This window comes from Pseudomonas sp. CCI4.2 (assembly GCF_034350045.1).
Classification (GTDB): Bacteria; Pseudomonadota; Gammaproteobacteria; order Pseudomonadales; family Pseudomonadaceae; genus Aquipseudomonas.
Genome location: NZ_CP133781.1, coordinates 12,819 through 39,104 on the forward strand (window position 1 = coordinate 12,819; position 26,286 = coordinate 39,104).

General features: G+C 56.2%; 28 protein-coding genes and 1 tRNA gene. 2 read left to right on the forward strand and 27 right to left on the reverse strand.

What is annotated here, in order from left to right:
• Positions 1-31: 31 nt before the first annotated feature.
• The 21 genes from RHM65_RS00050 to trmJ form a co-directional block, all read right to left on the reverse strand.
• Positions 32-823, reverse strand: coding sequence for an amidohydrolase (locus tag RHM65_RS00050; protein ID WP_322167976.1), 792 nt, complete (start codon positions 821-823; stop codon positions 32-34).
• Positions 811-1,959, reverse strand: coding sequence for a pyridoxal phosphate-dependent aminotransferase (locus tag RHM65_RS00055; RefSeq protein ID WP_322167975.1), 1,149 nt, complete (start codon positions 1,957-1,959; stop codon positions 811-813). Before RHM65_RS00055 ends, RHM65_RS00050 begins: the two co-directional genes overlap by 13 nt.
• 119 nt (positions 1,960-2,078) lie before the next feature.
• Entirely contained in the window at positions 2,079-3,542 is a 1,464-nt protein-coding gene (gene der, locus RHM65_RS00060) for a ribosome biogenesis GTPase Der (protein WP_322167974.1), read from the reverse strand.
• A 157-nt stretch (positions 3,543-3,699) separates the two neighbouring features.
• On the reverse strand, positions 3,700-4,854 hold the full coding sequence (gene bamB / locus RHM65_RS00065) for an outer membrane protein assembly factor BamB (RefSeq protein WP_322167973.1): 1,155 nt from the start codon (positions 4,852-4,854) through the stop codon (positions 3,700-3,702).
• Entirely contained in the window at positions 4,847-5,488 is a 642-nt protein-coding gene (locus RHM65_RS00070) for a tetratricopeptide repeat protein (RefSeq protein WP_322167972.1), read from the reverse strand. The genes bamB and RHM65_RS00070 overlap by 8 nt, the downstream gene beginning before the upstream one ends.
• Before the next feature lie 39 nt (positions 5,489-5,527).
• On the reverse strand, positions 5,528-6,817 hold the full coding sequence (hisS, locus tag RHM65_RS00075; protein WP_322167971.1) for a histidine--tRNA ligase: 1,290 nt from the start codon (positions 6,815-6,817) through the stop codon (positions 5,528-5,530).
• Positions 6,818-6,850: 33 nt separating this feature from the next.
• A complete protein-coding gene (gene ispG / locus RHM65_RS00080) occupies positions 6,851-7,960 on the reverse strand; it encodes a flavodoxin-dependent (E)-4-hydroxy-3-methylbut-2-enyl-diphosphate synthase (RefSeq protein WP_322167970.1) in 1,110 nt (369 codons plus the stop codon).
• A 3-nt stretch (positions 7,961-7,963) separates the two neighbouring features.
• Positions 7,964-8,950, reverse strand: a complete 987-nt coding sequence (locus RHM65_RS00085) for a RodZ family helix-turn-helix domain-containing protein (RefSeq protein ID WP_322167969.1) — start codon at positions 8,948-8,950, stop codon at positions 7,964-7,966.
• Entirely contained in the window at positions 8,950-9,708 is a 759-nt protein-coding gene (gene pilW / locus RHM65_RS00090; protein ID WP_322167968.1) for a type IV pilus biogenesis/stability protein PilW, read from the reverse strand. Before pilW ends, RHM65_RS00085 begins: the two co-directional genes overlap by 1 nt.
• 14 nt (positions 9,709-9,722) lie before the next feature.
• Entirely contained in the window at positions 9,723-10,871 is a 1,149-nt protein-coding gene (gene rlmN, locus RHM65_RS00095) for a 23S rRNA (adenine(2503)-C(2))-methyltransferase RlmN (protein ID WP_322167967.1), read from the reverse strand.
• Between the two features lie 23 nt (positions 10,872-10,894).
• On the reverse strand, positions 10,895-11,326 hold the full coding sequence (gene ndk / locus RHM65_RS00100; protein WP_322167966.1) for a nucleoside-diphosphate kinase: 432 nt from the start codon (positions 11,324-11,326) through the stop codon (positions 10,895-10,897).
• A gap of 91 nt (positions 11,327-11,417) precedes the next feature.
• Positions 11,418-11,618, reverse strand: coding sequence for a Fe-S cluster assembly protein IscX (iscX, locus tag RHM65_RS00105; RefSeq protein ID WP_322167965.1), 201 nt, complete (start codon positions 11,616-11,618; stop codon positions 11,418-11,420).
• 14 nt (positions 11,619-11,632) lie between these two features.
• A complete protein-coding gene (gene fdx, locus RHM65_RS00110; protein ID WP_322167964.1) occupies positions 11,633-11,974 on the reverse strand; it encodes an ISC system 2Fe-2S type ferredoxin in 342 nt (113 codons plus the stop codon).
• A gap of 3 nt (positions 11,975-11,977) precedes the next feature.
• Positions 11,978-13,840, reverse strand: a complete 1,863-nt coding sequence (gene hscA, locus RHM65_RS00115) for a Fe-S protein assembly chaperone HscA (protein WP_322167963.1) — start codon at positions 13,838-13,840, stop codon at positions 11,978-11,980.
• Positions 13,841-13,884: 44 nt separating this feature from the next.
• On the reverse strand, positions 13,885-14,406 hold the full coding sequence (gene hscB, locus RHM65_RS00120; protein WP_322167962.1) for a co-chaperone HscB: 522 nt from the start codon (positions 14,404-14,406) through the stop codon (positions 13,885-13,887).
• 8 nt (positions 14,407-14,414) lie between these two features.
• A complete protein-coding gene (iscA, locus tag RHM65_RS00125) occupies positions 14,415-14,738 on the reverse strand; it encodes an iron-sulfur cluster assembly protein IscA (RefSeq protein ID WP_322167961.1) in 324 nt (107 codons plus the stop codon).
• 51 nt (positions 14,739-14,789) lie between these two features.
• The gene (iscU, locus tag RHM65_RS00130) at positions 14,790-15,176 is read right to left on the reverse strand and encodes a Fe-S cluster assembly scaffold IscU (protein WP_322167960.1); all 387 of its coding nucleotides are present in this window, start codon (positions 15,174-15,176) and stop codon (positions 14,790-14,792) included.
• A 47-nt stretch (positions 15,177-15,223) separates the two neighbouring features.
• Complete coding sequence (locus RHM65_RS00135) at positions 15,224-16,438, reverse strand: IscS subfamily cysteine desulfurase (RefSeq protein WP_322167959.1); 1,215 nt, start codon at positions 16,436-16,438, stop codon at positions 15,224-15,226.
• 44 nt (positions 16,439-16,482) lie between these two features.
• Positions 16,483-16,974 (reverse strand): Fe-S cluster assembly transcriptional regulator IscR, encoded by a 492-nt coding sequence (iscR, locus tag RHM65_RS00140; protein WP_297833141.1) that lies wholly within the window; start codon positions 16,972-16,974, stop codon positions 16,483-16,485.
• A 175-nt stretch (positions 16,975-17,149) separates the two neighbouring features.
• Entirely contained in the window at positions 17,150-17,926 is a 777-nt protein-coding gene (cysE, locus tag RHM65_RS00145) for a serine O-acetyltransferase (protein ID WP_322170767.1), read from the reverse strand.
• The gene (trmJ, locus tag RHM65_RS00150) at positions 17,926-18,699 is read right to left on the reverse strand and encodes a tRNA (cytosine(32)/uridine(32)-2'-O)-methyltransferase TrmJ (RefSeq protein ID WP_322167958.1); all 774 of its coding nucleotides are present in this window, start codon (positions 18,697-18,699) and stop codon (positions 17,926-17,928) included. The genes cysE and trmJ overlap by 1 nt, the downstream gene beginning before the upstream one ends.
• A 143-nt stretch (positions 18,700-18,842) precedes the next feature.
• Between trmJ and suhB the strand changes: the two genes are divergently transcribed.
• Positions 18,843-19,658 (forward strand): inositol-phosphate phosphatase, encoded by an 816-nt coding sequence (gene suhB / locus RHM65_RS00155; RefSeq protein ID WP_322167957.1) that lies wholly within the window; start codon positions 18,843-18,845, stop codon positions 19,656-19,658.
• A gap of 65 nt (positions 19,659-19,723) precedes the next feature.
• Here the strand turns inward: suhB and RHM65_RS00160 are convergent, their stop codons facing one another.
• From RHM65_RS00160 to queA, 6 genes are all read right to left on the reverse strand, one after another.
• Entirely contained in the window at positions 19,724-20,287 is a 564-nt protein-coding gene (locus RHM65_RS00160) for a glycine zipper 2TM domain-containing protein (protein ID WP_322167956.1), read from the reverse strand.
• A 125-nt stretch (positions 20,288-20,412) separates the two neighbouring features.
• Positions 20,413-21,324, reverse strand: a complete 912-nt coding sequence (secF, locus tag RHM65_RS00165) for a protein translocase subunit SecF (RefSeq protein ID WP_322167955.1) — start codon at positions 21,322-21,324, stop codon at positions 20,413-20,415.
• 9 nt (positions 21,325-21,333) lie between these two features.
• A complete protein-coding gene (gene secD, locus RHM65_RS00170; RefSeq protein ID WP_322167954.1) occupies positions 21,334-23,202 on the reverse strand; it encodes a protein translocase subunit SecD in 1,869 nt (622 codons plus the stop codon).
• A 63-nt stretch (positions 23,203-23,265) separates the two neighbouring features.
• Positions 23,266-23,601 (reverse strand): preprotein translocase subunit YajC, encoded by a 336-nt coding sequence (gene yajC, locus RHM65_RS00175; protein WP_322184146.1) that lies wholly within the window; start codon positions 23,599-23,601, stop codon positions 23,266-23,268.
• 52 nt (positions 23,602-23,653) lie between these two features.
• Entirely contained in the window at positions 23,654-24,769 is a 1,116-nt protein-coding gene (tgt, locus tag RHM65_RS00180; protein WP_322170764.1) for a tRNA guanosine(34) transglycosylase Tgt, read from the reverse strand.
• A 14-nt stretch (positions 24,770-24,783) separates the two neighbouring features.
• The gene (gene queA / locus RHM65_RS00185; RefSeq protein WP_322167952.1) at positions 24,784-25,854 is read right to left on the reverse strand and encodes a tRNA preQ1(34) S-adenosylmethionine ribosyltransferase-isomerase QueA; all 1,071 of its coding nucleotides are present in this window, start codon (positions 25,852-25,854) and stop codon (positions 24,784-24,786) included.
• A gap of 109 nt (positions 25,855-25,963) precedes the next feature.
• On the opposite strand from queA, the gene RHM65_RS00190 reads away from it, so the two are divergent.
• Positions 25,964-26,048: transfer RNA gene (locus tag RHM65_RS00190), tRNA-Leu, on the forward strand.
• Positions 26,049-26,286 lie beyond the last annotated feature (238 nt).

Sequence of the window (26,286 nt, forward strand, 5' to 3'; positions counted from 1 at the left end):
TCGGCTGCTTCTCGACTCCCAGAAAAAAAACCTATCGCAGCTCAAACACATCCGCATCCAGATTCGCCGGAAAACGCGTGCGGTAGGCAGCTAACTCGGCGGCGTTCAGGCTGACGTGGAATACTCCATCGGCCTCACCCGCACTCAACAAACTCTCTCCCTGAAAATCAAACACGTGGCTGTCGCCGGTGTAGGCGAAGCCTTTGCCATCGACCCCAACGCGGTTAACCGCCGCGACGTAACATAGGTTTTCGATGGCGCGCGCAGGCAGTAACCGGTTCCAGTGCAAGCGCCGGGCGCCCGGCCAGTTCGCGGTGTACAGCAGCAAATCGGTGTCTTGGGCGTCGCGACTCCAGACGGGGAAACGTAGGTCGTAGCAAATCAACGGCCTGATCCTCCAGCCTTTCAATTCGAATTGAACCTGGCGCTCGCCCGGTGTGTAGTGTTTGTGCTCGCCCGCCATACGGAACAAATGGCGCTTGTCGTAATGCAGAAGCTCGCCATCGGGTCGCGCCCACAGTAGGCGGTTGCGATGGCTACCGTCGGCAGCACGGACGATGATGCTGCCGGTGATCACGGCGTTAAGCTTTTTCGCCTGAGCCAACATCCAAGTTACTGTCGGCCCCTGCTCAGGTTCTGCTTGAGCTTCGGACTCCATGGTGAAGCCGGTGGTGAACATCTCCGGCAACACCACCAAATCGGCGCCTAGGGCCTGATCAAGTAACAACTCGAAATGGTGGTGGTTGGCCTGGCGGTTATGCCATACCAGCGTGGTCTGAACCAATGCAACATTGAGATTAGGTAACTCGCTTAGATCGCGCATAGTTTTGTCGCTGCCTGACGCAGCGTCTCCTCGCGTTTGGCAAAGCACAGGCGAATCAGCCGCTGACCCTGCGGCGGGGACTGATAAAACACTGAAACGGGAATGCTTGCGACGCCATGCTCACGGGTCATCCACAACGACATGTCGACGTCATTCAAATCAGGACGAATGTTCGAATAATCCACTAACTGAAAGTACGTTCCGCCCACACGGTCGAAGGTAAAGCGCGAGGGTGCCAGCAAGTCGCAGAACAGGTCGCGCTTGGCTTGATAGAACGCAGGTAGCTCTTCCACGTGCTCGGGGCACTCGGCCATGAAGTCAGCCAACGCGTATTGCAACGGCGTCACACCACAGAAGCTCACGTATTGGTGGATCTTGCGCAACTCGGCAGTCAAGGCCGGTGGCGCAACGACGTAGCCGGTTTTCCAACCCGTGACGTGGTAGGTCTTGCCAAACGAACTGACCACGAAGGCGCGCTGATAAAGTTCTTCATGGGCCAGAACGCTGGCGTGTTTCACCCCGTCAAAAACCAGGTGTTCATAGACTTCATCGCTGACCAGGTAAATATCGCGGTTGGCGATCAGAGCGGCCAGTTGATCAAGTTCATCACGGGTAATCAACGCACCCGTTGGGTTATGCGGGCTGTTGAGGATGATCATCCGGGTGCGCGGACTGATGGCCTCGCCCAGTTTTTGCCAATCGATTGTGAAGTCATTGGCACTCAACTGAACATGCACACAACGCCCCCCGGCCAGTTCAACCGAGGGTTCATAGCTGTCATAGCACGGGTCGAACACGATCACTTCGTCGCCGGGGTTTATCACCGTCTGGATTGCACAAAAGATCGCTTGAGTGGCACCCGGAGTGATAGTGACCTCGGTGTCGGCATCGACCTGACGCCCGTAACTGCGGGCGATTTTGGCCGCAACTTGTTGGCGCAACGCCGGCAGTCCGGTCATTGGCGAGTACTGGTTGTGGCCTTCGGCGATATGGCGGCCCACTGCATCGCGCAGCGATTGCGGGCCATCGAAATCCGGAAAGCCCTGGGACAAGTTGATCGCACCCGTCTGGGTGGCGAGCTGAGACATGGTGGTGAAGATAGTGGTGCCGACGTTCGGCAATTTACTGATGATCATCGGCTATTTCCTTGCTGGCACCCGACTCTACGACGGCGTGAGAGAGAGCAGGATAGCCCATACCGCGCGCTTAAAAAAAGGCGCCATTGGCGCCTTTCTTGAGAAACTCCGTTACACAATCAGCGTTTATCTTTACGCTTTTTGTCGGCTTTCTTGTGGTGCGACATCATCCGACGCTTCTTGTTGACCTGACGGTCTGTCAGCGTGTTCTTGTTGCCTTCGTACGGGTTTTCGCCGCCTTTGAACTCTATCCGAATTGGCGTACCGACCAGTTTCAACACACGGCGATACGTGTTTTCCAGATAGCGGACATAAGACTTCGGTACTTTTTCAACCTGGTTACCGTGGATCACGATCAACGGCGGGTTGGCACCACCCAAGTGGGCATAGCGCAACTTGATCCGGCGGCTGCCAACCATCGGCGGGGCGTGCTCGCTAACGGCGTCTTCGAGGATCTGGGTCAAACGGTTAGTCGGCCAGCGGGTAACCGCAGACATGAACGAGTTCTGCACCGACTGGTAAAGATTACCTACGCCAGTGCCGTGCAAAGCAGAGATGAAGTGGATGTCGGCGAAGTCGACGAAGAACAACCGACGTTGTAGCTCGACCTTGACGTAGTCGCGCTCACTCGGCGTCATGCCATCCCACTTGTTCAGCGCGATAACCAACGCACGACCCGATTCCAGCACGAAGCCCAACAGGTTGAGATCGTGATCGACCACGCCTTCGCGTGAATCCATCACAAAAATCACGACGTTGGAGTCTTTGATCGCCTGCAGGGTTTTGACCACCGAGAACTTTTCAACTTCCTCGTGGACCTTGCCGCGCTTACGCACACCAGCGGTGTCGATCAGCGTGTATTTCTCTTCGCCGCGTTGGAACGGGATGTAGATGCTGTCGCGGGTGGTGCCTGGCTCGTCATAAACGATTACCCGGTCTTCACCGAGCATGCGGTTGACCAGTGTCGATTTACCGACGTTAGGACGGCCAATGATTGCGATCTTGATGCCGTCTTTTTCACTCGGGCCTGGAATGCGCTTGGCTTCCTGACCTTCTTCAACGTGTTCTTCGTCGATTTCTTCTTCAGGGTCTTTCGGGAAATCGCCCAAGGCGATTTCCAGCATCTGCGTGATGCCACGACCGTGTGCGCCAGCGATAGGAATTGCGTCGCCCATGCCCAACGGACTGAATTCTGCGCGGGCCATTTCCGGGTCGATGTTGTCGACCTTGTTGGCAACTACATAGGAACGCTTGCCACGCTTGCGCAAGTGTTCGCCGATCATCTGGTCGGCGGCGGTGAAACCGGCACGGGCGTCTACCAGGAACAACACAACATCGGCTTCTTCGATGGCCAGCAGCGACTGCTCGGCCATCTTTTCGTCCATGCCGTGCTCATCACCAGAGATACCGCCGGTGTCGACCAGAATGTAGGAACGCCCTTGCCACTTGGCCTCACCGTATTGGCGATCACGGGTCAGACCGGACAAATCGCCGACGATAGCGTCGCGAGTCCTGGTCAGGCGGTTGAATAAGGTGGACTTGCCGACGTTCGGTCGACCCACCAGGGCGATTACGGGAACCATGCGGCTCTCCACTTCGTTATTTCAGAAAATACAAAGGCCGCTGCAGAGCAGCGGCCGGTGTTCGGAGCGGCACTTGAAGTGCCGCGAGCCTTGCCGGAGCAAGGTTACGAGAGACCCTATGCGTCAACGCATAGACAGCGGCCTCACGCTTAGACAGTTACTGCTTGATCTTCAGGGCTTCCAACTTGCCGCTGTTACCAAACACGTAAATTGTGTCGCCATCCACCAATGGACGGGCGCGCAAGCCGTCACTGTCAATTTTTTCACGACCAACGAAACGCCCATCCACTTGGCTCAACAGGTGCAAATAGCCTTCCATGTCGCCAACCGCCACGTAGCTCGAAAACACTTCCGGCGCACCCAGTTGGCGACGAGCCAACAAGTCATTGCTCCAGAGAGCGGTCGTCGAACGTTCGTCGATGCCTTGAACAGTACCGTTTGCCAGGCTCACGTAAACGCTGCCAAACCCTTGGGCAACACCCGAGTAGCTTGATGCATCACGCTGCCAAAGTATGCGACCGCTTTCCAAGTCCAGAGCAGCAACGCGGCCCTGGTAAGTCGCGACGTAGAGCTTGCCGGCCGACAGCAGCAGACCGCCATCGATATCGACGACACGATCCAGTTCCGAGCGACCTTGTGGAATCGCTACACGCTGCTCCCAGATAGGCACGCCGTTGCTGGTGTCCAAAGCAACAACCTTACCCGTCGACAAACCGGCCAACGCGAGGTGGTTGGTGACGATGGGGGCGCCAGTGCCGCGCAGGGTCAGGAGTGCCGGGGTGCTCTCGTAGATCCAACGCTGGTTACCGGTAACGGCGTCATAGCCAATCACACGGTCATCCTGAGTCTGGACGACGACGACATCACCGTTAGTAGCTGGCGCTGACAATACCTCGCTAGTAGCGTGGGCACGCCATTTAATGTCACCGGTAGTGGCGTCCAATACGACGACTTCACCTTTAAGCGTACCGAGCATGATCAACCCGTAGCCCGTGCCAACGGCACCGGAAACAGGCAAATCAAGGTCTTTCTTCCAGACCACGTCACCGGTATTGCGGTCCAGCGACATAATCACGCCCTTCACGTCGGCAGCATAGATATGCTCACCGTCGATGGCTGGGGTCAGCATGTTATAGATCTCGCCTTGACCGTCACCGATCGAGCGGCTCCATTGCTTTTGCAAAACCACTTCTTCTTTGAAGTCAGTCAGCTCGGCTGGGGGCAATTCTTTTTTACCATTGCTGCTGCAACCCGCGGCCAAAAGGGCCAGAGCCAGCAATGCTGCATGTTTCCAACGCATCACGTCACGCATCCCCTTTCGCCAAGTCGTCGAGCTTCATTTGTAGGCCACCTACCGCCGCTTCTTCAGACAGCGCGGATTTGGCTTTTTCATAAGCAGCATGAGCGTCATCGGTACGGCCTAGCTGTACCAGCAAATCGCCTTTAAGTTCTTCGCGGCTGGCCAGGAATGCCTTGTCAGCATCGCCATCAAGCAGCTTCAGGGCGTCAGCAACCTTGTTCTGTGCCGCCAGGACGCGAGCCAAGCGCTGACGCGCCACTTCACCCAATGTCTCGCTCACTGGCTTGTCGACTATGCCCTTGAGTTCAGCCGCCGCATCATCCAGCTTGCCGGTATCGACCGCAACTTTTGCGACAAACAGGCTGCCATATTGGGCATACGCCGTGCCGCCAAACTCGCTTTTCAGCTTACTGGCAATGTCCGAAACGCGTGCGGCATCGGGCTGACCGTTTGGGGTCAACGTGGTTTCCAGCAATGCTTGATAAAGCATTGATGCGCCTTGTGACTGATTAGTTTGATACCTGTGCCAAGCCTGCCAGCCCAGCACCAAGATCGCCGCGACCAGACAGCCGGTGACCAAGGGTTTGCCGTTGCGCTGCCACCAGTCTTTCATCACTGCCAGCTCTTCATCTTCGGTACGCGACACCCCAATACTCCTTTTCGCTAAATCGGCTGTTTATCAGCTTCAACCCTGCACAATGCAGGAGGCCAGGTGCTCTGAGAGAGCATCCCAAGCAATATTTTGTTGTTCGCCCTGGCCACGCAGGGGTTTGACACCAACCACTTGCTGAGCCAACTCGTCGTCGCCCAGGATCAGTGTGTACAACGCACCGCTCTTGTCGGCTTTCTTGAATTGGCTTTTGAAACTGCCAGCGCCGGCATTGACCTGCAAACGCAGGTTCGGTAACTGGTCACGCACACGTTCGGTCAGCGTCAAGGCAGCCAATTCGGCAGCTTCACCGAAGGCACACAAATAAACGTCGACCTGACGCGAAATTTCTTCCGGGATCTGCCCGAGTGTCTCGAGGAGCAATACCAAGCGCTCGATGCCCATTGCAAAACCAACGCCGGTCGTAGGCTTGCCGCCCATTTGTTCGACCAATCCGTCATAACGACCGCCGGCACACACAGTGCCTTGGGCGCCCAGTTGGTCGGTGACCCACTCGAAGACGGTCTTGCTGTAGTAATCGAGCCCGCGTACCAACTTGGGATTGATCACGTAAGGAATACCGGCTGCATCCAGACGTGCCTTGAGGCCATCGAAGTGGATGCGCGACTCGTCGTCGAGGTAATCCACCAGTTTCGGCGCATCGACCAGCACCGCTTGAGTCTCGGGATTTTTGGTATCGAGAACGCGCAGAGGGTTGGTCTTCAACCGCCGCTGGCTGTCTTCGTCGAGTTCGCTCAAGCGCGCTGAAAGAAACTCCACCAAGGCATCACGATATCGGGCACGTGCGGCACTGGTGCCCAAGCTGTTGAGTTCCAGTTTGACGGCGCCGCGAATACCCAACAGGCCCCACAAGCGCCAAGTCAGAACGATCAGCTCGGCATCAATGTCTGGACCATCAAGGTTGAAAACTTCGACGCCAATTTGATGAAACTGCCGATAGCGGCCCTTTTGCGGACGTTCGTGGCGGAACATCGGACCGATGTACCACAATTTTTGCACCTGGCCACCACCGGTAATCCCGTGTTCCAGCACTGCGCGAACACACGCGGCAGTGCCTTCAGGGCGCAGGGTCAGGGAATCACCGTTACGGTCTTCGAAGGTGTACATCTCTTTTTCGACGATGTCGGTCACTTCACCGATTGAGCGTTTGAACAGCTCGGTGAACTCGACGATCGGCATACGAATCTGACGGTAGCCGTAATTATCCAGCAGTCGCGAAACCGTACTTTCAAAATAGCGCCACAACGGCGTCTGATCCGGCAGGATGTCGTTCATGCCGCGAATGGCTTGCAAAGACTTGCTCACAAAAAATCCTTAAAAACTAAATTAGCCGCACGTTTAGCCGCGCGCGATAAGCGCTGCGTCGGCTTCGACTTTCTCGGCCGCTCTCTGACGGATCAAGCGTTCAAGCTCATCCACCAGATTGTCATTGGTCAGTTTCTGCGCAGGCTTGCCGTCGATGTAGATCAGGTTCGGCGTACCGCCGGTAAGGCCGATATGCGCTTCTTTCGCTTCGCCGGGTCCGTTGACTACACAACCGATCACCGCGACGTCCAACGGCACCAACAAATCTTCAAGGCGCGTTTCCAATTCGTTCATGGTCTTGACCACATCGAAGTTCTGCCGCGAGCAACTCGGGCAGGCGATGAAGTTGATCCCACGGGAACGAAGGCGCAACGATTTGAGGATGTCGTAGCCGACTTTCACCTCTTCGACCGGGTCAGCGGCCAGCGAGATGCGGATAGTATCGCCAATTCCTTCGGCAAGCAGCATCCCGAGACCTACTGCGGATTTCACGGTGCCAGATCGCAAGCCGCCCGCTTCGGTAATACCCAGGTGCAGCGGCTGGATGATTTGTTTAGACAGCAACCGATAGGCTTCTACCGCCATGAACACGTCACTGGCTTTGACGCTGACCTTGAAATCTTGAAAGTCCAGACGATCCAGATGTTCCACATGGCGCAGCGCGGATTCGACCAGCGCGGCCGGTGTCGGCTCGCCGTATTTCTTCTGCAGGTCTTTTTCCAGCGAACCGGCGTTAACCCCAATACGGATCGGAATACCACGGTCACGGGCGGCGCTGACAACAGCACGCACACGGTCTTCGCGGCCGATGTTGCCTGGATTGATTCTCAGGCAATCAACGCCCAGTTCGGCAACGCGCAAGGCGATCCGATAATCAAAGTGGATGTCGGCCACCAACGGCACTTTCACCAACTGCTTGATTCGGCCAAAAGCTTCGGCAGCGTCCATGTCCGGTACCGAAATTCGCACAATATCGACGCCCGCCGCTTCCAGACGATTGATCTGGGCGACAGTGGCAGCCACATCGTTGGTGTCGCTGTTGGTCATGCTCTGCACGGCGATAGGTGCATCGCCGCCTACCGGTACGGAGCCGACCCAAATTTTACGCGTTTCGCGACGTTTGATAGGGGATTCGCCGTGCATGACTTATTGCCCTAGTTTAAGGCGAGCAGTTTCGCCGCTGGAAAAAGGAGCCAGATCAACGGCCTGGCCGTTATAGGTCACCTGAACACCGCGGGCGAAGCCCAACCGCACGGTAAATGGCGGCTTGCCGCTGACATCCAGGTTTTCGCCTTTACGCTTGACACCGCTCAGCAATACTTTTCCATTGCCATCGGTCACTTGGGTCCAGCAATCGGCCACATAATGCAGAGTGACCAGCCCGGCACCTGCCTCCGGTACCGACGGCACGCCTGCCGTAGTTACCGGCGTTGTGGTGGCGGGTGTCGGCGAAACGGTGGTTGCCGGTGTTACAGGCACAACATGGACTGGCGCTGCAGGTACGCCAGCACTCGGTGCTACGACTGGAGGAACAGTCGTAGCAGGCGCGACTTCAGCGGCTTGAGCACCGGCCGGAAGCGGCAATGCCGAGGTGGTGCCTTGAGCTTGCGCCACGGCCTGATCTTCCGGCTCATCCAGAGGATGAATCTGGGTCGTGCCGTCAGCACTTTCGACTTCGACATGCTCCAGATTGGTGTTGACCAATTCCTTGCCGCGCATCGACGCCTGGTCTTGCCACCAGAAGAAGCCGCCACCTACCAGCACCACCAGCAGCAACAAGCTGACGATGCGCAAAATATTGTGTGACAACCGCACGGGCTCTTCGATACGGCCCAGGCTGTGTACATTGCTGCCATGGGAGTCAGTCCCGGTGTAGTGATCGAACTGCTGAACAAGAGCGGTCTGATCGAGGCCGAGCAATTTGGCATAGGCGCGGATATAACCCCGAGCGAATGTATTGCCTGGCAGCTTCTCAAAATCGCCGTTTTCCACGTTGCCCAGAGAGGTCACGGTGAGGTTCAGCCTCGAAGCCACATCAGGCAGCGACCAATTTTTGCTCTCGCGGCCTTGGCGCAAGGTTTCGCCTGGGTTCACACGAGTGGCTGCTACAACTTCGGGATGCGCCGCTTTCATCATTGCTCCGACTGGTATTGCTGATATTCCGGCGAACCGGGATAGAGTCTTTTTAATTGCAACCCATAGCTGGCTGCTTTGTTGCGATCGTCATAACGTTTAGCCAATCGCGTACCGAGCAATAGACTACGTGCATTTTGATCGCTCAGTTGGCTAAAACGGTCGTAATAGTCACGCGAGGGCACATAATGCCCGTCTCCGTACGCTAACTCAGCCATTTCCAGCAATGTTCGCGGCTGCCGAGGATTAAGCCCCAAGGCTTTGGTGAAAAACGTCACGGCTTCGTCACGCTTCCCAAGCCTCATCGAGGTCATCCCCAAGCTCTCGAAAACCCTGGAGCGTTCTGGATACAAGGTATCGGCGGCGGCCTGCTGAAAACGCTCATAAGCGTCTTTATATCGCTTTTGATCGTAGAGAAAACTGCCGTAATTATTCAGGATTCGCGCGTCACCCGGACTTGCCGACAGCGCTTTTAGAAACTGTTTGTCCGCCAGTTCCGGCTCCATTTCGGCCTGAAAGACCAATGCTAACGCCGCGTTGGCATCAGGGTCGGAGCTGTCCATATCGAGGGCTTTTTTCAGCGGAACCTTGGCCAGTTCGGTCTGCCCTTGCTGTAGATAGCCAACCCCCAATTGCACGTACGCGGCGCGCGCATCGTCCCGGCCCTTGCTGGTACTCAACGGATTGATGTTGCCCGATGACACACAGCCGACCAGAACGTTAACCAAACATAGCAACAGCGCAGTGCGCAGACTCATGAACATAATCCCGATCAGTTCGACGTCGCGGTGCTTTGAACCACATCAGCCTCGGCACTCAACTCACGCACAGCGATATAACGCTCGCTGCGCCGAGTGCGGTCGTTGACCAGACCCACCAACTGGCCACATGCAGCGTCGATATCTTCGCCGCGAGTAGTGCGCACAGTGACGTTGTAGCCGGCCTGATGCAACTGATCCTGAAACCGGCGAATCGCATTGTTGCTCGGGCGTTCATAGCCCGAATGCGGAAACGGGTTGAACGGAATCAAGTTGATCTTGCAAGGGATGTCCTTGAGCAGCTCAGCCATTTCGATGGCGTGCTCAACCTTGTCGTTGATGTCTTTCAACAGGGTGTATTCGATGGTCAATACGCGCTTCTCGCCCAGCGATGACATATAGCGCTGGCACGACTCGAGCAAAACCTTGAGCGGGTACTTTTTGTTGATAGGTACCAGTTGGCTGCGCAGAGCATCGTTGGGCGCATGTAGCGACAAAGCCAGCGAAACGTCAACGTGCTTGGACAGCTCGTCGATCATGGGTACCACGCCAGAGGTAGACAACGTCACCCGGCGCTTGGAAATGCCATAACCCAAATCATCCATCATCAACAGCATGGCGGAAATGACATTGTCGAAATTGAGCAGCGGCTCGCCCATGCCCATCATCACTACGTTGGTGATAGCACGGTCGACCGTAGCGGGGATGCTACCGAACGATTTATTGGCAATCCACACCTGACCGATGACTTCGGCGGCGGTGAGGTTGCTGTTGAAGCCCTGCTTGCCGGTGGAGCAGAAACTGCAATCCAGCGCACAGCCGGCCTGGGACGAAACACACAAGGTGCCGCGCTTACCCTGGGGAATATAAACAGTCTCGACGCAGCTGCCAGACTCCACGCGCACGACCCATTTACGGGTACCGTCGGTGGAAATGTCCTCGCTGACGACTTCAGGACCGCGAACCTCAGCGCAGACCTTGAGCTTTTCGCGCAAGGCCTTGCTGACGTTCGTCATGGCGTCGAAATCTCCGACGCCAAAGTGGTGAATCCATTTCATTACCTGACCGGCACGAAAACGCTTCTCCCCGATCGAGTCGAAGAATTTTTCCATTTCCGGTTGAGTCAGACCCAACAGGTTGGTTTTGCCAGTCGATGTTGTCATTTTTTCACCCTCACTCGTTAGCATTAGGCGTTACGAGCGGTTACTTCGGTAGCGGCGAAGAAATACGAGATTTCACGTGCAGCAGCAGCTTCGGAATCGGAACCGTGTACAGCGTTGGCGTCGATGGAATCAGCGAAATCAGCACGGATAGTGCCAGCAGCCGCTTCTTTAGGGTTGGTAGCGCCCATCAATTCGCGGTTTTTGGCAATGGCGTTTTCGCCTTCCAGAACCTGAACGACAACCGGACCGGAAATCATGAAAGCAACCAGGTCGCCGAAGAAACCGCGAGCGCTATGCTCAGCGTAAAAACCTTCAGCTTCAGCTTTGGACAGCTGCTTCATTTTCGAGGCAACAACTTGCAGACCAGCTTTTTCGAAACGAGTAACGATTTCGCCGATTACATTTTTTGCAACAGCATCAGGCTTGATGATGGAAAAAGTACGTTGAACAGCCATGGTGAAACTCCAGAAACGGTGATTAAAGCGAAAAATTAAACCCGCGTATTGTACGCGGGTTTAGGGGTATTGCCTAACGCGCACTGTTGACTCAGTCCGCCTCATCGATCCAGGCGGCCTGAATGGCCTCAAGAACCTTCTCGCCGCCACGCGCCGGGTCATCGCTGAACTCTGGCAGGCTGATTACCCAACGCTGGAGTTCGACGAAGTTCACGTAACGCGGGTCCACTTCTGGCTTGCTTTCGGCCAGTTGGATAGCGATTTCCAGCACATCAACCCATTTAAGACTCATACAACTTCCTTGGATCAGTGCGCCGCTTCGGCCGCATGGTTGAGGGAGTATTTCGGAATCTCAACGGTCAGGTCTTCAGTCCCGACAATGGCCTGACAGGTCAGGCGCGACTGCGGCTCCAACCCCCACGCCCGATCAAGATAATCCTCCTCCAGTTCATCGGCCTCATTCAGCGAGTCAAAGCCTTCGCGAATGATGCAGTGACAGGTCGTGCAGGCGCAAACGCCACCGCAGGCGCTTTCGATCTCGATATGGTGGTCGTGCGCCACATCGAGAATCGATCGACCGGTCTCAGCCTCTACGACCATACCGTCCGGGCAATGCTCGGCGTGTGGCAGAAAAATGATCTGCGGCATCAGTTAATCCTCGATTTCATTCAGGTTGCGCCCCGCCAACGCGGATTTAACCGTCGAATCCAGGCGGCGAGCAGCAAAAGCGTCAGTCACGTGCGACAGACGCTTGGTCTGCAGCTCGATGGCGGGGCCATCCGTGCCTTGCATCAATTCATTCAGGTCCCGCATTTGCGCCTCGATGACGCTGCGTTCTTCTGTATCCAGCAAACGGTCACCGTCTGCATCCAGCGCGCCTTGGACTGCTTCCAGCAAGCGCTGAGCGTCAACCTGCTGCTCACGCAGTACGCGAGCCACCTTGTCGTCGCTGGCGTACTGAAACGAATCCTTGAGCATGCGGGTGATTTCGCCGTCGGTCAGGCCATAGGACGGCTTGACCTGAATGCTGGCTTCGACTCCCGAACCCAGCTCACGCGCGGCAACACTGAGCAGACCATCGGCATCGACTTGGAAGGTGACGCGAATCTTTGCAGCCCCCGCGACCATCGGCGGGATACCGCGCAGCTCAAAGCGCGCCAAGGAACGGCAGTCGCTGATGAGTTCACGCTCGCCTTGCAGCACATGAATCATCATCGCCGACTGACCGTCTTTGTAGGTGGTGAAATCCTGAGCACGAGCGACGGGGATGGTGGTGTTGCGCGGAATCACCTTCTCCATCAGCCCGCCCATGGTTTCCAACCCCAACGACAACGGGATGACATCAAGCAACAACAGCTCTTCACCGTCGCGCTTGTTGCCCGCCAACGTATCGGCCTGGATCGCAGCACCAATGGCTACCACTTGATCCGGATCGATTTCAGTCAACGGTTGACGACCAAACAGCTCGGCGACAGCCTCTCGCACACGCGGCACACGGGTCGAACCGCCGACCATGACCACGGCTTCAACGTCTTCGACTTCGATGCCCGCGTCGCGAATAGCGCGCCGACATGATTTGAGGCTGCGGGCCAGCATGGGTTCGAGCATCGCGTCGAACGCTTGACGAGTCAGTACCGAATGCCAGTCGCCGTGCACGACCTTGACCGAATCGACTTCAGTCAAGGCTTCTTTGGCAGCGCACGCAGTTTGCAGCAGGCTACGTTGGGCAGAAGGATCAAGGTCGGAGGAAAGCCCAGCCTCGCTCACTATCCAGCTGGCAATGGCGTGATCGAAATCATCGCCACCCAGCGCGGTGTCGCCGCCGGTTGCCAAGACTTCAAAGACGCCGCCCGTCAGACGCAAAACGGAGATATCAAAAGTGCCGCCGCCCAGGTCATAGATAGCAACCACGCCTTCGGCGTGTTGATCCAGGCCATAAGCAACCGCTGCGGCCGTAGGCTCGTTCAGCAGGCGCAGCACGTTGAGGCCGGCCAGCCGAGCAGCATCCTTGGTGGCTTGCCGCTGAGCATCATCGAAATAAGCCGGAACGGTAATCACCGCACCCACCAATTCGCCACCCAAGGTCGCTTCGGCGCGCTGACGCAGCACTTTGAGAATTTCTGCCGACACTTCTACCGGGCTTTTAGGCCCTTGAATCGTGTCAATAAAGGGCATGTGCGACTCGCCGCCGACGAAGCGGTAAGGCAGTTGCTCACCCAATTGCTTCACGTCGGACAATCCACGGCCCATCAGTCGCTTGACTGATAACACGGTGTTGAGCGGATCAAGCGCGGCGGCGTCTTTAGCGCCCTGCCCCACTTCAATCCGATCAGCGTGGTAGCGCACGGCGGACGGCAGGATAACCTGCCCTTCACCATCGGCGAGCGGTTCGGAAAGACCACTGCGTAAAGCAGCGACCAACGAATTTGTAGTGCCCAAGTCAATCCCAACCGCCAGACGACGCTGATGCGGTTGAGGACTTTGGCCGGGTTCGGCGATCTGCAGTAGGGCCATGCTTATCTGAATTTCACAGGCGTGCAGCCAAAGGCGGCACGGGGTTAGTCGTCGAGGCGCTCTTCCAGCTGGCGCACTTCGTAGGTGAGCTTGTCGAGGAACTGCATACGTCGCATCAGCCGTTCGGCCAGTTCGCGTTGTACAGCATCATCCCAACAGGCAGCGAAGCTTTCGTTCAGTTCATCCTGAGCGACTTTAAGCCGACGCTTGAATACCGCAACACCCGCCAAGTCGGCGTCATCCTGCAAATCCTCAAGCTCTTCGCGCCATTGCATCTGCTGCAGAAGAAATTCAGGGTCTTGCACGGTAACTTCCAACGGCATCTCATGACCGCCCAACGTCAGCAAATAACGCGCCCGTTTAGGAGCGTTTTTTAGCGTCTGATAGGCCTCATTGAGACTGGCTGATTGCTCTAGCGCCAACCGCTGCTCACGCTCGGAAGCATCAGCAAATCGGTCTGGATGTACGGTGCGCGCCAATTCACGGTAGCGCGTGGCCAACTGATCGAGATCCAAACGGAAATCCGGCTTGAGCTCGAATAAAGCAAAATGACAAGGAGTACCCACAATCAGCCTCAGATGTTGAAGCTTTCGCCGCAGCCACATTCACCGCGCGAGTTGGGGTTGTTGAACTTGAAGCCTTCGTTCAACCCTTCCTTGACGAAATCGAGTTCAGTGCCATCGAGATAAACCAGGCTTTTTGGATCGATGATCACTTTAACACCGTGTAATTCGTACACGGTGTCATCACTGCCCGCCGCATCGACGAACTCCAACACATAGGCGAGACCGGAACAGCCTGTAGTGCGAACACCCAGGCGAACCCCGTCACCTTTGCCGCGCCCTGCAAGGGAGCGACGTACGTGTTGAGCGGCAGCTTCTGTCATGCTGATAGACATCGAAACTCCTTAATTGAATCAAGCTTCGTAAAGGCTCTCCTCCCTCGGGGATTAGAGCAAGCCTTTCTTCTGCTTATAGTCGCGAACAGCTGCCTTGATGGCGTCTTCCGCCAGTACAGAGCAGTGGATTTTAACTGGAGGCAACGCCAGTTCTTCGGCCAGGTGAGTGTTTGTGATGGTCTCTGCTTCATCCAGAGTCTTGCCCTTCATCCACTCGGTAGCCAAGGAGCTGGAGGCGATAGCCGAACCGCAACCGTAGGTTTTGAACTTGGCATCTTCGATGATGCCGTGTTCGTTGACCTTGATCTGCAGGCGCATTACATCGCCGCAAGCCGGCGCGCCGACCATGCCAGTACCAACATCTGGATCTTCCGCGTCCATCTTGCCGACGTTGCGCGGGTTCTCGTAGTGGTCTATGACCTTTTCGCTATATGCCATGGTACTTAATCCTCACTCATCAGAAAGTCGCTCTTATTGGCGACTTGTCAGTGCGCAGCCCACTCGATCTTCGAGATGTCGACGCCGTCTTTGTACATGTCCCACAGCGGCGACAAAGCGCGCAGCTTGGTAACGGCCTCGCACACTTTCTGCGCGGCGTAGTCGATTTCTTCTTCGGTGGTAAAACGGCCGAAGGTAAAACGAATCGAGCTGTGCGCCAATTCGTCATTGCGGCCCAGGGCGCGCAATACATAAGAAGGCTCAAGGGAAGCCGAGGTGCACGCAGAGCCGGACGAAACCGCCAGATCCTTGAGCGCCATGATCAGCGATTCGCCTTCAACGTAGTTGAAGCTCAGGTTCAAGTTGTGCGGTACACGGGAGATTTGGCTACCGTTCACGTACAGCTCTTCCAAATGTTCAACCTGCTTGAAAAAACGGTCGCTCAAGGCTTTGATGCGGACGTTTTCAACCGCCATGTCTTCTTTGGCGACCCGGAACGCTTCACCCATACCAACGATCTGGTGAGTCGCCAGCGTACCGGAACGCATGCCACGCTCATGACCGCCACCGTGCATGGTCGCTTCCAGGCGAACACGCGGTTTGCGGCTCACGTAGAGCGCGCCGATGCCTTTAGGGCCGTAGGTTTTGTGAGCGGAGAACGACATCAGGTCAACTTTGAGGTTGGCCAGATCGATGTCAACTTTGCCGGTGGACTGTGCAGCATCAACGTGGAACAGCACGCCGCGCGAACGGGTCAGTTCACCAATGGCCGCGATGTCGTTGATGGTGCCGATTTCGTTGTTGACGTGCATGACCGATACCAGAATGGTGTCTTCGCGCAGCGCCGCTTCAACCATCGCCGGAGTGATCAGACCGTCTGTGCCTGGCTCGATGTAAGTGACTTCGAACCCTTCACGCTCCAGTTGACGCATGGTGTCCAAAACCGCTTTGTGCTCGATCTTGTTGGTGATGAGGTGCTTGCCTTTGCTGGCATAAAAGTGTGCAACACCTTTGATTGCCAGATTGTTGGACTCGGTGGCACCGGAGGTCCAGACAATTTCACGTGGGTCAGCGTTGACCAGATCAGCAACCTGACGGCGCGCATTCTCTACGGATTCTTCTGCTTTCCAGCCGAACACGTGAGAGCGCGATGCAGGGTTGCCGAAGTTTCCGTCAACCAGCAGGCATTCGCTCATTTTTTGCGCAACGCGAGGATCGACCGGAGTCGTCGCGGAGTAATCGAGGTAAATCGGCAATTTCATTGAATATCTCCTATCGGGCAGGCGCGCCGCTCATGCATCTACGGTCATTCGACGGCGGACGTTTCAATCTTATCCAACTGCGGTGTTCTGCATGCGTTGCGACGCAGATCCTGGCGCTGAGCGACTTCTTGTACCTCACGGCGAGTGACAAGGTCAGCCAGGCTTATACCGCTAAGGAATTCGTGAATTTGCTGACTGAGGTCGCACCATAAGTGGTGGGTCAGACAAGTATCGCCAGCATGGCAATCACCTAGCCCCTGGCAACGTGTCGCATCGACCGATTCGTTAACCGCATCGATCACCTGCGCGACCTGAATACCTTGCATGTCACGGGACAGCTGGTAACCACCACCTGGGCCACGCACGCTAGACACCAGATTACTGCGACGCAGTTTGGCGAACAGCTGTTCAAGATAGGACAGGGATATACCTTGCCGCTCTGAAATATCGGCCAGGGACACTGGCCCGCGCTGCGCATGTAACGCCAGGTCTAGCATGGCTGTTACAGCGTATCGGCCTTTTGTAGTCAGTCGCATGGCATGTACCGCGGAGGTTCGGAATGAGGGCGAGTATGCTATTCCCGAGTATTTAAGTCAACTATAAGACCTAGTAAATTAGTCGGGATTACCGGCAAAACCGCGGCAGCATCATAGCAAATGCCCAGGCGCGTTGGCACGCGCCGTAGGTCCTATGCCTTCCAGGGCGTCAGGGTTAGCCGACTTTGGTTTCGCTGCAGTCTTTCACGCACTCAAAAACCTCATCGCGTAGCGCCGGCAGCTCTTTAGCGCTGTAGTCGCAGCCAAGCTTATTAAGCGCTTCGCCCATGCTTTCGAGGCGCGCATCCACCGCTTGGATGTGATCAAGCAGTTGACCAATCGCTTTCGCAACCGGGTCCGGCATGTCTTCACTGATTCCGTAGGCGTCGAAGCCAAGCTTCTCGGCAATGGCCTTGCGCTTGGCGTCCACCTCATCATCAGACTTGATGATGATTCGCCCCGGAATACCGACAACCGTGGCACCCGCTGGCACGGCTTTGGTGACCACTGCATTGGAGCCGACCTTCGCGCCCGCACCAACAGTGAACGGCCCCAGCACCTTGGCGCCAGCACCGACGACCACCCCCGCCTCCAACGTCGGATGGCGCTTTCCCTTGTTCCAGCTCGTGCCGCCCAAGGTCACGCCTTGGTACAAGGTAACGTCATCGCCAATCTCTGCAGTTTCGCCGATCACAATGCCCATTCCGTGATCGATGAAGAAACGACGGCCGATAGTCGCCCCCGGATGAATCTCGATTCCGGTCATCCAGCGCCCGAAGTTAGAGACCACTCGCGCCAGCCATTTCCAGCCCAGATCCCACAAATAGCGGGACAGCCGGTGAAGCCAGATCGCGTGCATGCCGGGGTAGCAGGTCAACACCTCAAACGCATTGCGCGCCGCAGGGTCACGATGGAATACGCTTTGAATATCTTCTCGCAGACGCTCGAACATCATTGGTCCTTCCGCTTATGGGGCTCACCGCGCGCAACTTTCTGCGTCTCGGTGAGGATGCCGCGCAAAATATTCATTTCTGACCGGTACACAGCACTGCGCCCAAACAAACGTCGCATCCGAGCCATCAGATGACGCGGGTTTTCCGGATCTAGAAAACCGATAGCAACCAGGGTCGCTTCAAGATGGCCGTAGAACAGCTCCATCTCATCCATGGTTACAGGCTCAGAGCTACGCGTGGAGGTCACTTCGACCTTCTCGACTTTTGTCGGCTGACCTTGGGCGGCAAGCCACGACATCCGCACTTCGTAGCACAGCACCTGCACCGCAGCCCCCAGATTCAGCGAACTGAACTCGGGGTCAGACGGGATATGCACGTGGTAGTGACATCGCTGCAGCTCTTCATTGGTCAAGCCAGCGTATTCACGCCCGAACACTATTGCAATTTCAGCGCCGTCAGCTGCTTGCTCTGCCGCCATCACACCGCATTCACGCGGATCAAGCAGCGGCCAGGGAATTCGGCGATCACGGGCACTGGTGCCCAGCACCAGATTGCAGCCCACCAAGGCATCCTCTAGCGTCGCCACGACGTGGGCGTTCGCGAGAACATCACTGGCCCCGGACGCACGCGCCTCGGCCTCATGAGAAGGGAAATCCAACGGATCAACCAGCACCAAGCGTGAAAGCCCCATGTTTTTCATGGCGCGCGCAGCCCCGCCGATGTTACCGGGGTGACTGGTACCGACCAGGACAACGCGAATATTTTGCAGCAATGCAAGTTCTCACAGACGAGAGAAAGGGGAGCAAATCTTACAGAACCACCTCGATTAACGCTACGGACGCTATGCGCGCTGGAAATAATCGGTCCGTGCCCCTACAATGTTCGGCTTTCTTTAACGACCTAGGTGAAACGTCCATGCAGCCCATGCTGAATATCGCGCTGCGCGCCGCCCGCAGCGCCAGTGAATTGATTTTCCGCTCCATCGAGCGCTTGGATACCATCAAGGTCGACGAAAAAGAAGCGAAAGATTACGTCACCGAAATTGATCGCGCGGCCGAGCTGAGTATTATTACCGCCCTGCGAAAAGCCTATCCGACCCACGGCATTCTGGGCGAAGAAAGCGGCCTGCATGAAGGCAGCGGCGACGGAACCGACTACCTGTGGATCATCGACCCGCTCGATGGCACCACCAACTTCGTACGGGGCGTGCCGCACTTCGCGGTCAGCATCGCCTGTAAATACCGTGGCCGTCTTGAGCACGCCGTGGTTCTCGACCCGGTTCGCCAGGAAGAATTCACCGCCAGCCGTGGCCGTGGCGCCGCGCTTAACGGTCGCCGCCTGCGTGTCAGCCAGCGTAAAAGCCTGGAAGGCGCCCTGCTCGGTACCGGCTTCCCGTTCCGTGACGGCCAAATGGATAACCTGGAAAACTACCTGGGCATGTTCCGCAGCCTGGTCGGTCAAACTGCCGGCATCCGTCGCGCAGGCGCTGCCAGTCTCGACCTCGCTTATGTAGCGGCCGGTCGTTTCGACGCGTTCTGGGAGTCGGGCCTGTCTGAATGGGACATGGCCGCAGGTGCGTTGCTTATTCAAGAAGCAGGCGGTTTGGTGAGCGACTTTACCGGTGGCCACGACTTCCTTGAAAAAGGCCACATCGTTGCCGGTAACACCAAGTGCTTTAAAGCTGTGTTGACTTCGATTGCACCGCACTTGCCTGCCGCGCTAAAACGCTAAGTTTTATGCTGCACAAAAAAAAACCGGCAATAGCCGGTTTTTTTGTGCCTGCCCCTGTCGGAACGTTATTGCTGTGTAGTTTGTGGCGGCGGAGCGTCTTGACCCAACATTAGTTGGCCCTGTTTGTTCACCGGAATTTGATTACCGGGATCACGGTCCATACGGACCTGACCAACTTTACCGTTCAATTGATACTTCACGTCATAACCCACAACTTTATCGCTGATGTCATTGACGGTATTACACCGCGTTTGATTAGTGGTGTAAGTATCGCGCTCCTGCATGCCTTCCTGAACGCGGTTGCCGGCGTATCCACCACCCGCCGCACCGGCGACCGTAGCGAGGGTTTTACCTTTACCGCCGCCTACCTGGTTGCCCAACAAACCACCTGCTACCGCACCCAATACGCTACCCAATATCTGATGCTGGTCCTTGACCGGCGCCTGACGGGTAACCGCCACCTCTTTGCAGACTTGACGAGGGGTTTTTACTTGTTCTTTGATGGGCTGAACTCCCAGCACATCTGCATATTCGGGGCCGCTTTTAACCAAGCTATAGGTGGCGAATGCACCTCCGGCAGTGACGGCAACCGCACCCAATACCGTACCGACAAGCATCGACTTGTTCACTTGAACCTCCTGGCAGTAATGCGTGGCATTTATAAAATAGAAATGTCCGACGCTAATCCTAGCCTTGGAGTACAAAAAAGGGCATGAGTTCAACACTCACGCCCTTAATGGTCAATCGGCCGCCTCTAAGGACGATCATCAACCTTGTCTGTAATCACCGGAGGAATGAGGTCCTCAGTAGTTAGGCTCAGCCAAATAAGCACAACGTTAGCGATGTAGATCGACGAGTAAGTACCCGCCAGTACACCGATAAACAGCGCGACGGAGAAACCGTGCAAGCTGTCACCGCCAAAGACCCACAATGCGACAATCGCCAGCAACGTCGAAATCGAAGTTGCCATCGTCCGCAGCAGCGTCTGAGTGGTAGAAACATTGATGTTCTCGATCAACGTCGCCTTGCGCAAAATCCGGAAGTTTTCCCGAACCCGGTCAAATACCACAATGGTGTCGTTCAACGAATAACCAATGATCGCCAGTACAGCGGCGAGTACTGTCAGGTCAAACGTCACCTGGAAAAACGACAGGATGCCCACGGTGACCACCACGTCATGGATCAACGAGACGATGGCGCCGACGGCAAACTTCCACTGGAAGCGGAAGGCCAGGTAGATCAGAACGCCACCCAATGCCATCAGCATGCCGAGGCCGCCTTGGTCACGAAGCTCTGAACCCACTTGAGGACCAACGAACTCCACACGCTTGACGGTCACGGGGTTATCCGCACCGGTCTGGCGCAGCACTGCAGCAACCTGATTGCCCAACTGCGGATCTTCGCCTGGCATACGCACCAGCAAATCCGTCGTTGCGCCAAAGCTTTGAACGACTGCTTCGTGGTAACCCGCGGTTTCCAACTCCTGACGTACTTTCGGCAAGTCTGCCGCACGCTCGTAAGTCAGCTCAATGAGCGTACCGCCGGTAAAGTCCAAACCGTAGTTCAGGCCTTTATGAAAGAAGCTGAACAAAGCCAGCACCGTAAGGAGCATGGTGATAGCGAACGCAATATTGCGAACGCCCATAAAGTTAATGGTACGTAACATGGCAGCCCCTTAAATCCACAACTTCTTGAAGTCACGTCCGCCATAGATCAGGTTGACCATTGCGCGGGTCACCATGATGGCCGTGAACATCGAGGTAAAGATCCCGAGCGACATGGTCACCGCAAAGCCTTTGACCGGGCCAGTGCCCATCGCAAAGAGAATGCCGCCAACCAGTAACGTTGTCAGGTTGGCATCGAGGATCGCAGTGAATGCGCGCCCGAAGCCTTCGTTGATAGCGCGCTGTATGGTCATGCCCCCAGCGATCTCTTCACGTATTCGCGAGAAGATCAGCACGTTGGCGTCCACCGCCATACCCATGGTCAGGACGATACCGGCAATACCTGGCAGGGTCAGCGTTGCACCCAGCAAGGACATCAATGCCAGCAGCAGCACCATGTTCACCGCCAGTGCAACCGTAGCAATCAGACCGAAGAAACGGTAGATAGCCATAATGAACAGCGACACAAACAGCATGCCCCATAGCGATGCATGGATACCCTTGGTGATGTTGTCTGCGCCCAGGCTCGGACCAATGGTCCGCTCTTCAGCGAAGTACATCGGCGCAGCCAGACCGCCGGCACGCAGCAGCAGCGCCAGCTCGGAAGCTTCACCCTGACCGTTCAGCCCCGTGATGCGGAATTGACTGCCCAGCGGCGACTGGATAGTCGCCAGGCTGATGATTTTCTTCTCTTCCGTGAACGACTGCACCGGCACGTCTTTCTCGACGCCGTTGACCATCTGCTTGGTGTAAGTCGTTGTAGGCTTCTGCTCGATGAAGATCACCGCCATGCTACGGCCAACATTACTGCGCGTCGCACGGCTCATCAGATCACCGCCGTGACCATCAAGCTTGATGTTCACTTGCGGACGACCATGCTCGTCGAAACCCGCCTTGGCGTCAGTCACCTGGTCACCGGTGATGATCAGACCACGCTCAACCGGTGCCGCAGGGCGACCGCCTTCACGGAACTCAAACATTTCGGTAGTGGCTTTCGAATCGTCGGGACCTGCGCCCAGACGGAATTCAAGGTTGGCCGTCTTGCCCAGAATACGTTTGGCTTCAGCGGTGTCTTGGACGCCCGGCAGCTCAACCACAATACGGTTGGCGCCTTGACGCTGAACCAAAGGTTCGGCGACACCCAGTTCATTGACCCGGTTACGTACCGTGGTCAAGTTCTGCTTGATCGAGTATTCGCGGATCTCGGCAATTTTCGCCGGAGTCATGGCCAACCGCAGTACGAACTGATCGCCGCGCTCGCTGGTGGTCAAGGTGAAATCGTTGTTGTTCTTTTTAATCAGTGCGCTGGCTTGAGTGCGAGTATCGGCATCAGCGAAACCCAGCATGATTCCATTGTCGACCTGCGGCAGGCTGCGATAACGCAGACGCTCTTTGCGCAACAAGGTTTTGACTTCGCCGTCATAGACTTTCAGGCGCGCATCCAGTGCTTTGTCCATGTCTACTTCCAACAGGAAGTGAACACCACCAGACAAGTCCAGACCCATCTTCATCGGGCTTGCACCCAAGACACGCAACCATGTAGGTGTGGTCCGAGCCAGGTTCAGCGCAACGACATAATCATCGCCCAATGCCTTGCGTACGACATCCTTGGCAGGCAACTGGTCTTCTTGCTTGGTCAGACGTAACAAACCGCCCTTGCCATTCTCAGCCAGAGACGCGCCTTTGACCGTAATACCTGCGTCGACGAGCGCTTTGCTCACTCGGTCCAGGTCAGCCTGATTAATCTGCAACGCCGTGCTCGCGCCGCTGATTTGAATAGCCGGATCGTCAGGGTAGAGATTGGGTGCGGAATAAATAACACCGACCACCAGCACTGCCAGGATCAGTACGTATTTCCACAGAGGGTATTTGTTCAGCATCACGCCGCCCGCTTATAACGCGGGGCGCCTTGCGCGCCCCGTCGATTGGTAAAAGACTGAATCTTAGATCGCTTTCAAGGTGCCTTTAGGCAGCGTGGCGGCGATAGCGCCTTTCTGGATTTTCAGTTCAACCGTGTCAGAGACTTCAATAACCACGAAGTCATCAGTCACTTTGTTGATCTTGCCAGCGATGCCGCCAGAGGTGACTACTTCGTCGCCTTTCTGCAAGTTGCCCAGCAGGTTTTTCTGTTCTTTGGCACGCTTGGACTGTGGGCGCCAGATCATCAGATAGAAGATGACCAAAAAGCCGACCAGGAAAATCCATTCAAAGCCCGAACCAGCAGGACCAGCGGCAGGTAAAGCGGCGTCCGCAAAAGCGGCAGGGATAAAAAAGCTCATTTAGCACTCCAATTACAAAATTTTTAGAAATCAGCAAAAAATCGGTATTCAATCAATCCAACGGCGGCGTTGGCAGCCCGCGTTTGGCATAGAAGGCATCCACAAAGGCGGCCAATGTACCCTGTTGAATAGCCTCGCGCAAACCAGCCATAAGCACTTGGTAATGCCGCAAGTTATGAATGGTATTGAGCATACTTCCTAGCATTTCTCCGCACTTATCCAAGTGGTGCAAATAGGCGCGCGAGAAGTTCTGGCAGGTGTAGCAATCGCAGGTCGGATCCAACGACGAATCGTCATGGCGATGGAACGCATTGCGAATTTTCAGCACGCCGGTATCAATGAACAAATGACCGTTGCGCGCGTTGCGGGTAGGCATCACGCAATCGAACATATCGATACCGCGGCGCACACCTTCAACCAAGTCTTCCGGCTTGCCCACGCCCATCAAGTAACGAGGTTTGTCAGCCGGCATCATTCCCGGCAGGTAGTCCAGCACCTTGATCATCTCGTGCTTGGGCTCGCCCACCGACAGACCGCCAATGGCCAAGCCGTCAAAGCCGATCTCATCCAGACCTTCGAGGGAGCGCATGCGCAAATCCTGGTGCATGCCGCCCTGGACGATGCCGAACAGCGCAGCCGTGTTCTCGCCATGGGCGATTTTCGAACGCTTGGCCCAACGCAAGGACAGCTCCATGGAGATCCGCGCAACGTCTTCGTCGGCCGGGTACGGCGTGCATTCGTCGAAAATCATCACGATGTCCGAACCCAGATCACGCTGGACCTGCATCGACTCTTCCGGCCCCATGAACACTTTGGCACCGTCCACTGGAGAGGCGAAGGTAACGCCCTCCTCCTTGATCTTACGCATGGCACCGAGGCTGAACACCTGAAAACCACCGGAGTCAGTCAGAATCGGGCCGCTCCACTGCATGAAGTCATGCAAGTCCCCGTGACGCTTGATGACTTCAGTGCCAGGGCGCAGCCACAGGTGGAACGTGTTACCCAGAATCATCTGCGCGCCGGTGGCCACAATGTCCCGAGGCAGCATGCCTTTCACCGTGCCGTAGGTGCCGACCGGCATGAACGCAGGGGTTTCAACCACGCCCCGGGGAAAAGTAATGCGACCACGACGCGCTTTGCCATCAGTGGCCAGCAACTCGAAAGACATACGACTGGTGCGACTCATGCTTGATCCTCTGGGGCCGATTCCGATTCCTGCGGAGCGGTCGGCGCGGGATTACGCGTGATAAACATCGCATCCCCGTAACTAAAGAAGCGGTAACCATGCTCCACCGCTGCCGCGTAGGCAGCCATGGCTTCTGGGTAACCGGCGAATGCCGAAACCAGCATCAACAGCGTGGATTCCGGCAAATGGAAATTGGTGACCAAGGCGTCGACCACATGAAACGGCCGGCCTGGGTAGATGAAGATGTCGGTGTCGCCGCTGAACGGCTTCAACACGCCATCACGGGCGGCGCTTTCCAGCGAGCGCACGCTCGTAGTGCCCACCGCAATGACTCGCCCGCCGCGCAAACGACAGGCGGCGACGGCATCGACCACCTCTTGGCTGACTTCCAGCCATTCGTTGTGCATGTGATGGTCTTCGATGCGTTCAACACGCACCGGCTGGAACGTACCCGCGCCGACGTGCAAGGTGACGAACGCGGTTGAAACGCCCATCTGCGCAATCGCATCCATCAGCGGCTGATCGAAATGCAGACCAGCAGTGGGCGCAGCCACCGCGCCGGAGCGCTGGGCATAGACCGTCTGATAACGCTCGCGGTCAGCCGTGTCGTCTGGGCGATCTATATAAGGCGGCAACGGCATGTGGCCCACCCGATCCAGCAACGGCAAGACTTCCTCGGCAAACCGCAGCTCAAACAGCGTGTCGTGCCGCGCCAGCATCTCAGCCTCGCCACCACCATCGATCAAAATCATCGAGCCGGGCTTGGGCGACTTGCTGGACCGCACATGCGCCAACACCCGATGGCTGTCCAGCACGCGCTCGATCAGAATCTCCAGCTTGCCGCCAGAAGCCTTCTGCCCGAACAACCGCGCCGGAATCACCCGGGTATTGTTGAACACCATCAAATCACCGGGGCGCAAATGCTCCAGCAAATCGGTAAATTGTCGATGAGCCAGCGCGCCGCTAACCCCGTCCAGGGTCAACAAACGACTGCCGCGACGCTCAGCCAAAGGATGGCGAGCGATCAATGAATCCGGGAGCTCGAAGGTAAAGTCAGCAACGCGCATGATGGGGTTCGTTTAGCAGGGCCGTAGAGTCTAGCGGAAATAGCTAAAATTCACCAAGAAACAGTTGTTGACCAACGGTAGTCTCATCTCTATACTCCGCCGCCAACAAGCCCTGATGGCGGAATCGGTAGACGCGGCGGATTCAAAATCCGTTTTCGAAAGGAGTGGGAGTTCGAGTCTCCCTCGGGGCACCAAATAGCAGGAAGTACAGGTCTCTACCGGCTTGTATTAGATACACAAGAAGCCCGCGAAAGCGGGCTTTTTTGTGGGTGATTGGTTGGATTAGGGCGAAAGCTTGTTTGGTAGCTTTTGCATGCAGGCATTTCTGGATCAGTTGATTGCACTCAAGCCCTCCCTGATCCGTCTTGCTTAGTCAAATACAATCAAACCAACCTCACCTCCTCTCCTCAACCTTTTCATTCATCTGCCAAA

Coding starts and splice junctions, on each gene's coding strand:
- RHM65_RS00050 (WP_322167976.1), bottom strand. CDS start 823: ATGCGCGATCTAAGCGAGTTACCTAATCTCAATGTTGCATTGGTTCAG.
- RHM65_RS00055 (WP_322167975.1), bottom strand. CDS start 1,959: ATGATCATCAGTAAATTGCCGAACGTCGGCACCACTATCTTCACCACC.
- der (WP_322167974.1), bottom strand. CDS start 3,542: ATGGTTCCCGTAATCGCCCTGGTGGGTCGACCGAACGTCGGCAAGTCC.
- bamB (WP_322167973.1), bottom strand. CDS start 4,854: ATGCGTGACGTGATGCGTTGGAAACATGCAGCATTGCTGGCTCTGGCC.
- ispG (WP_322167970.1), bottom strand. CDS start 7,960: ATGCACGGCGAATCCCCTATCAAACGTCGCGAAACGCGTAAAATTTGG.
- RHM65_RS00085 (WP_322167969.1), bottom strand. CDS start 8,950: ATGAAAGCGGCGCATCCCGAAGTTGTAGCAGCCACTCGTGTGAACCCA.
- pilW (WP_322167968.1), bottom strand. CDS start 9,708: ATGAGTCTGCGCACTGCGCTGTTGCTATGTTTGGTTAACGTTCTGGTC.
- rlmN (WP_322167967.1), bottom strand. CDS start 10,871: ATGACAACATCGACTGGCAAAACCAACCTGTTGGGTCTGACTCAACCG.
- ndk (WP_322167966.1), bottom strand. CDS start 11,326: ATGGCTGTTCAACGTACTTTTTCCATCATCAAGCCTGATGCTGTTGCA.
- iscX (WP_322167965.1), bottom strand. CDS start 11,618: ATGAGTCTTAAATGGGTTGATGTGCTGGAAATCGCTATCCAACTGGCC.
- fdx (WP_322167964.1), bottom strand. CDS start 11,974: ATGCCGCAGATCATTTTTCTGCCACACGCCGAGCATTGCCCGGACGGT.
- hscA (WP_322167963.1), bottom strand. CDS start 13,840: ATGGCCCTACTGCAGATCGCCGAACCCGGCCAAAGTCCTCAACCGCAT.
- iscA (WP_322167961.1), bottom strand. CDS start 14,738: ATGTCTATCAGCATGACAGAAGCTGCCGCTCAACACGTACGTCGCTCC.
- iscU (WP_322167960.1), bottom strand. CDS start 15,176: ATGGCATATAGCGAAAAGGTCATAGACCACTACGAGAACCCGCGCAAC.
- RHM65_RS00135 (WP_322167959.1), bottom strand. CDS start 16,438: ATGAAATTGCCGATTTACCTCGATTACTCCGCGACGACTCCGGTCGAT.
- iscR (WP_297833141.1), bottom strand. CDS start 16,974: ATGCGACTGACTACAAAAGGCCGATACGCTGTAACAGCCATGCTAGAC.
- cysE (WP_322170767.1), bottom strand. CDS start 17,926: ATGTTCGAGCGTCTGCGAGAAGATATTCAAAGCGTATTCCATCGTGAC.
- suhB (WP_322167957.1), top strand. CDS start 18,843: ATGCAGCCCATGCTGAATATCGCGCTGCGCGCCGCCCGCAGCGCCAGT.
- secF (WP_322167955.1), bottom strand. CDS start 21,324: ATGTTACGTACCATTAACTTTATGGGCGTTCGCAATATTGCGTTCGCT.
- secD (WP_322167954.1), bottom strand. CDS start 23,202: ATGCTGAACAAATACCCTCTGTGGAAATACGTACTGATCCTGGCAGTG.
- yajC (WP_322184146.1), bottom strand. CDS start 23,601: ATGAGCTTTTTTATCCCTGCCGCTTTTGCGGACGCCGCTTTACCTGCC.
- tgt (WP_322170764.1), bottom strand. CDS start 24,769: ATGTCTTTCGAGTTGCTGGCCACTGATGGCAAAGCGCGTCGTGGTCGC.
- queA (WP_322167952.1), bottom strand. CDS start 25,854: ATGCGCGTTGCTGACTTTACCTTCGAGCTCCCGGATTCATTGATCGCT.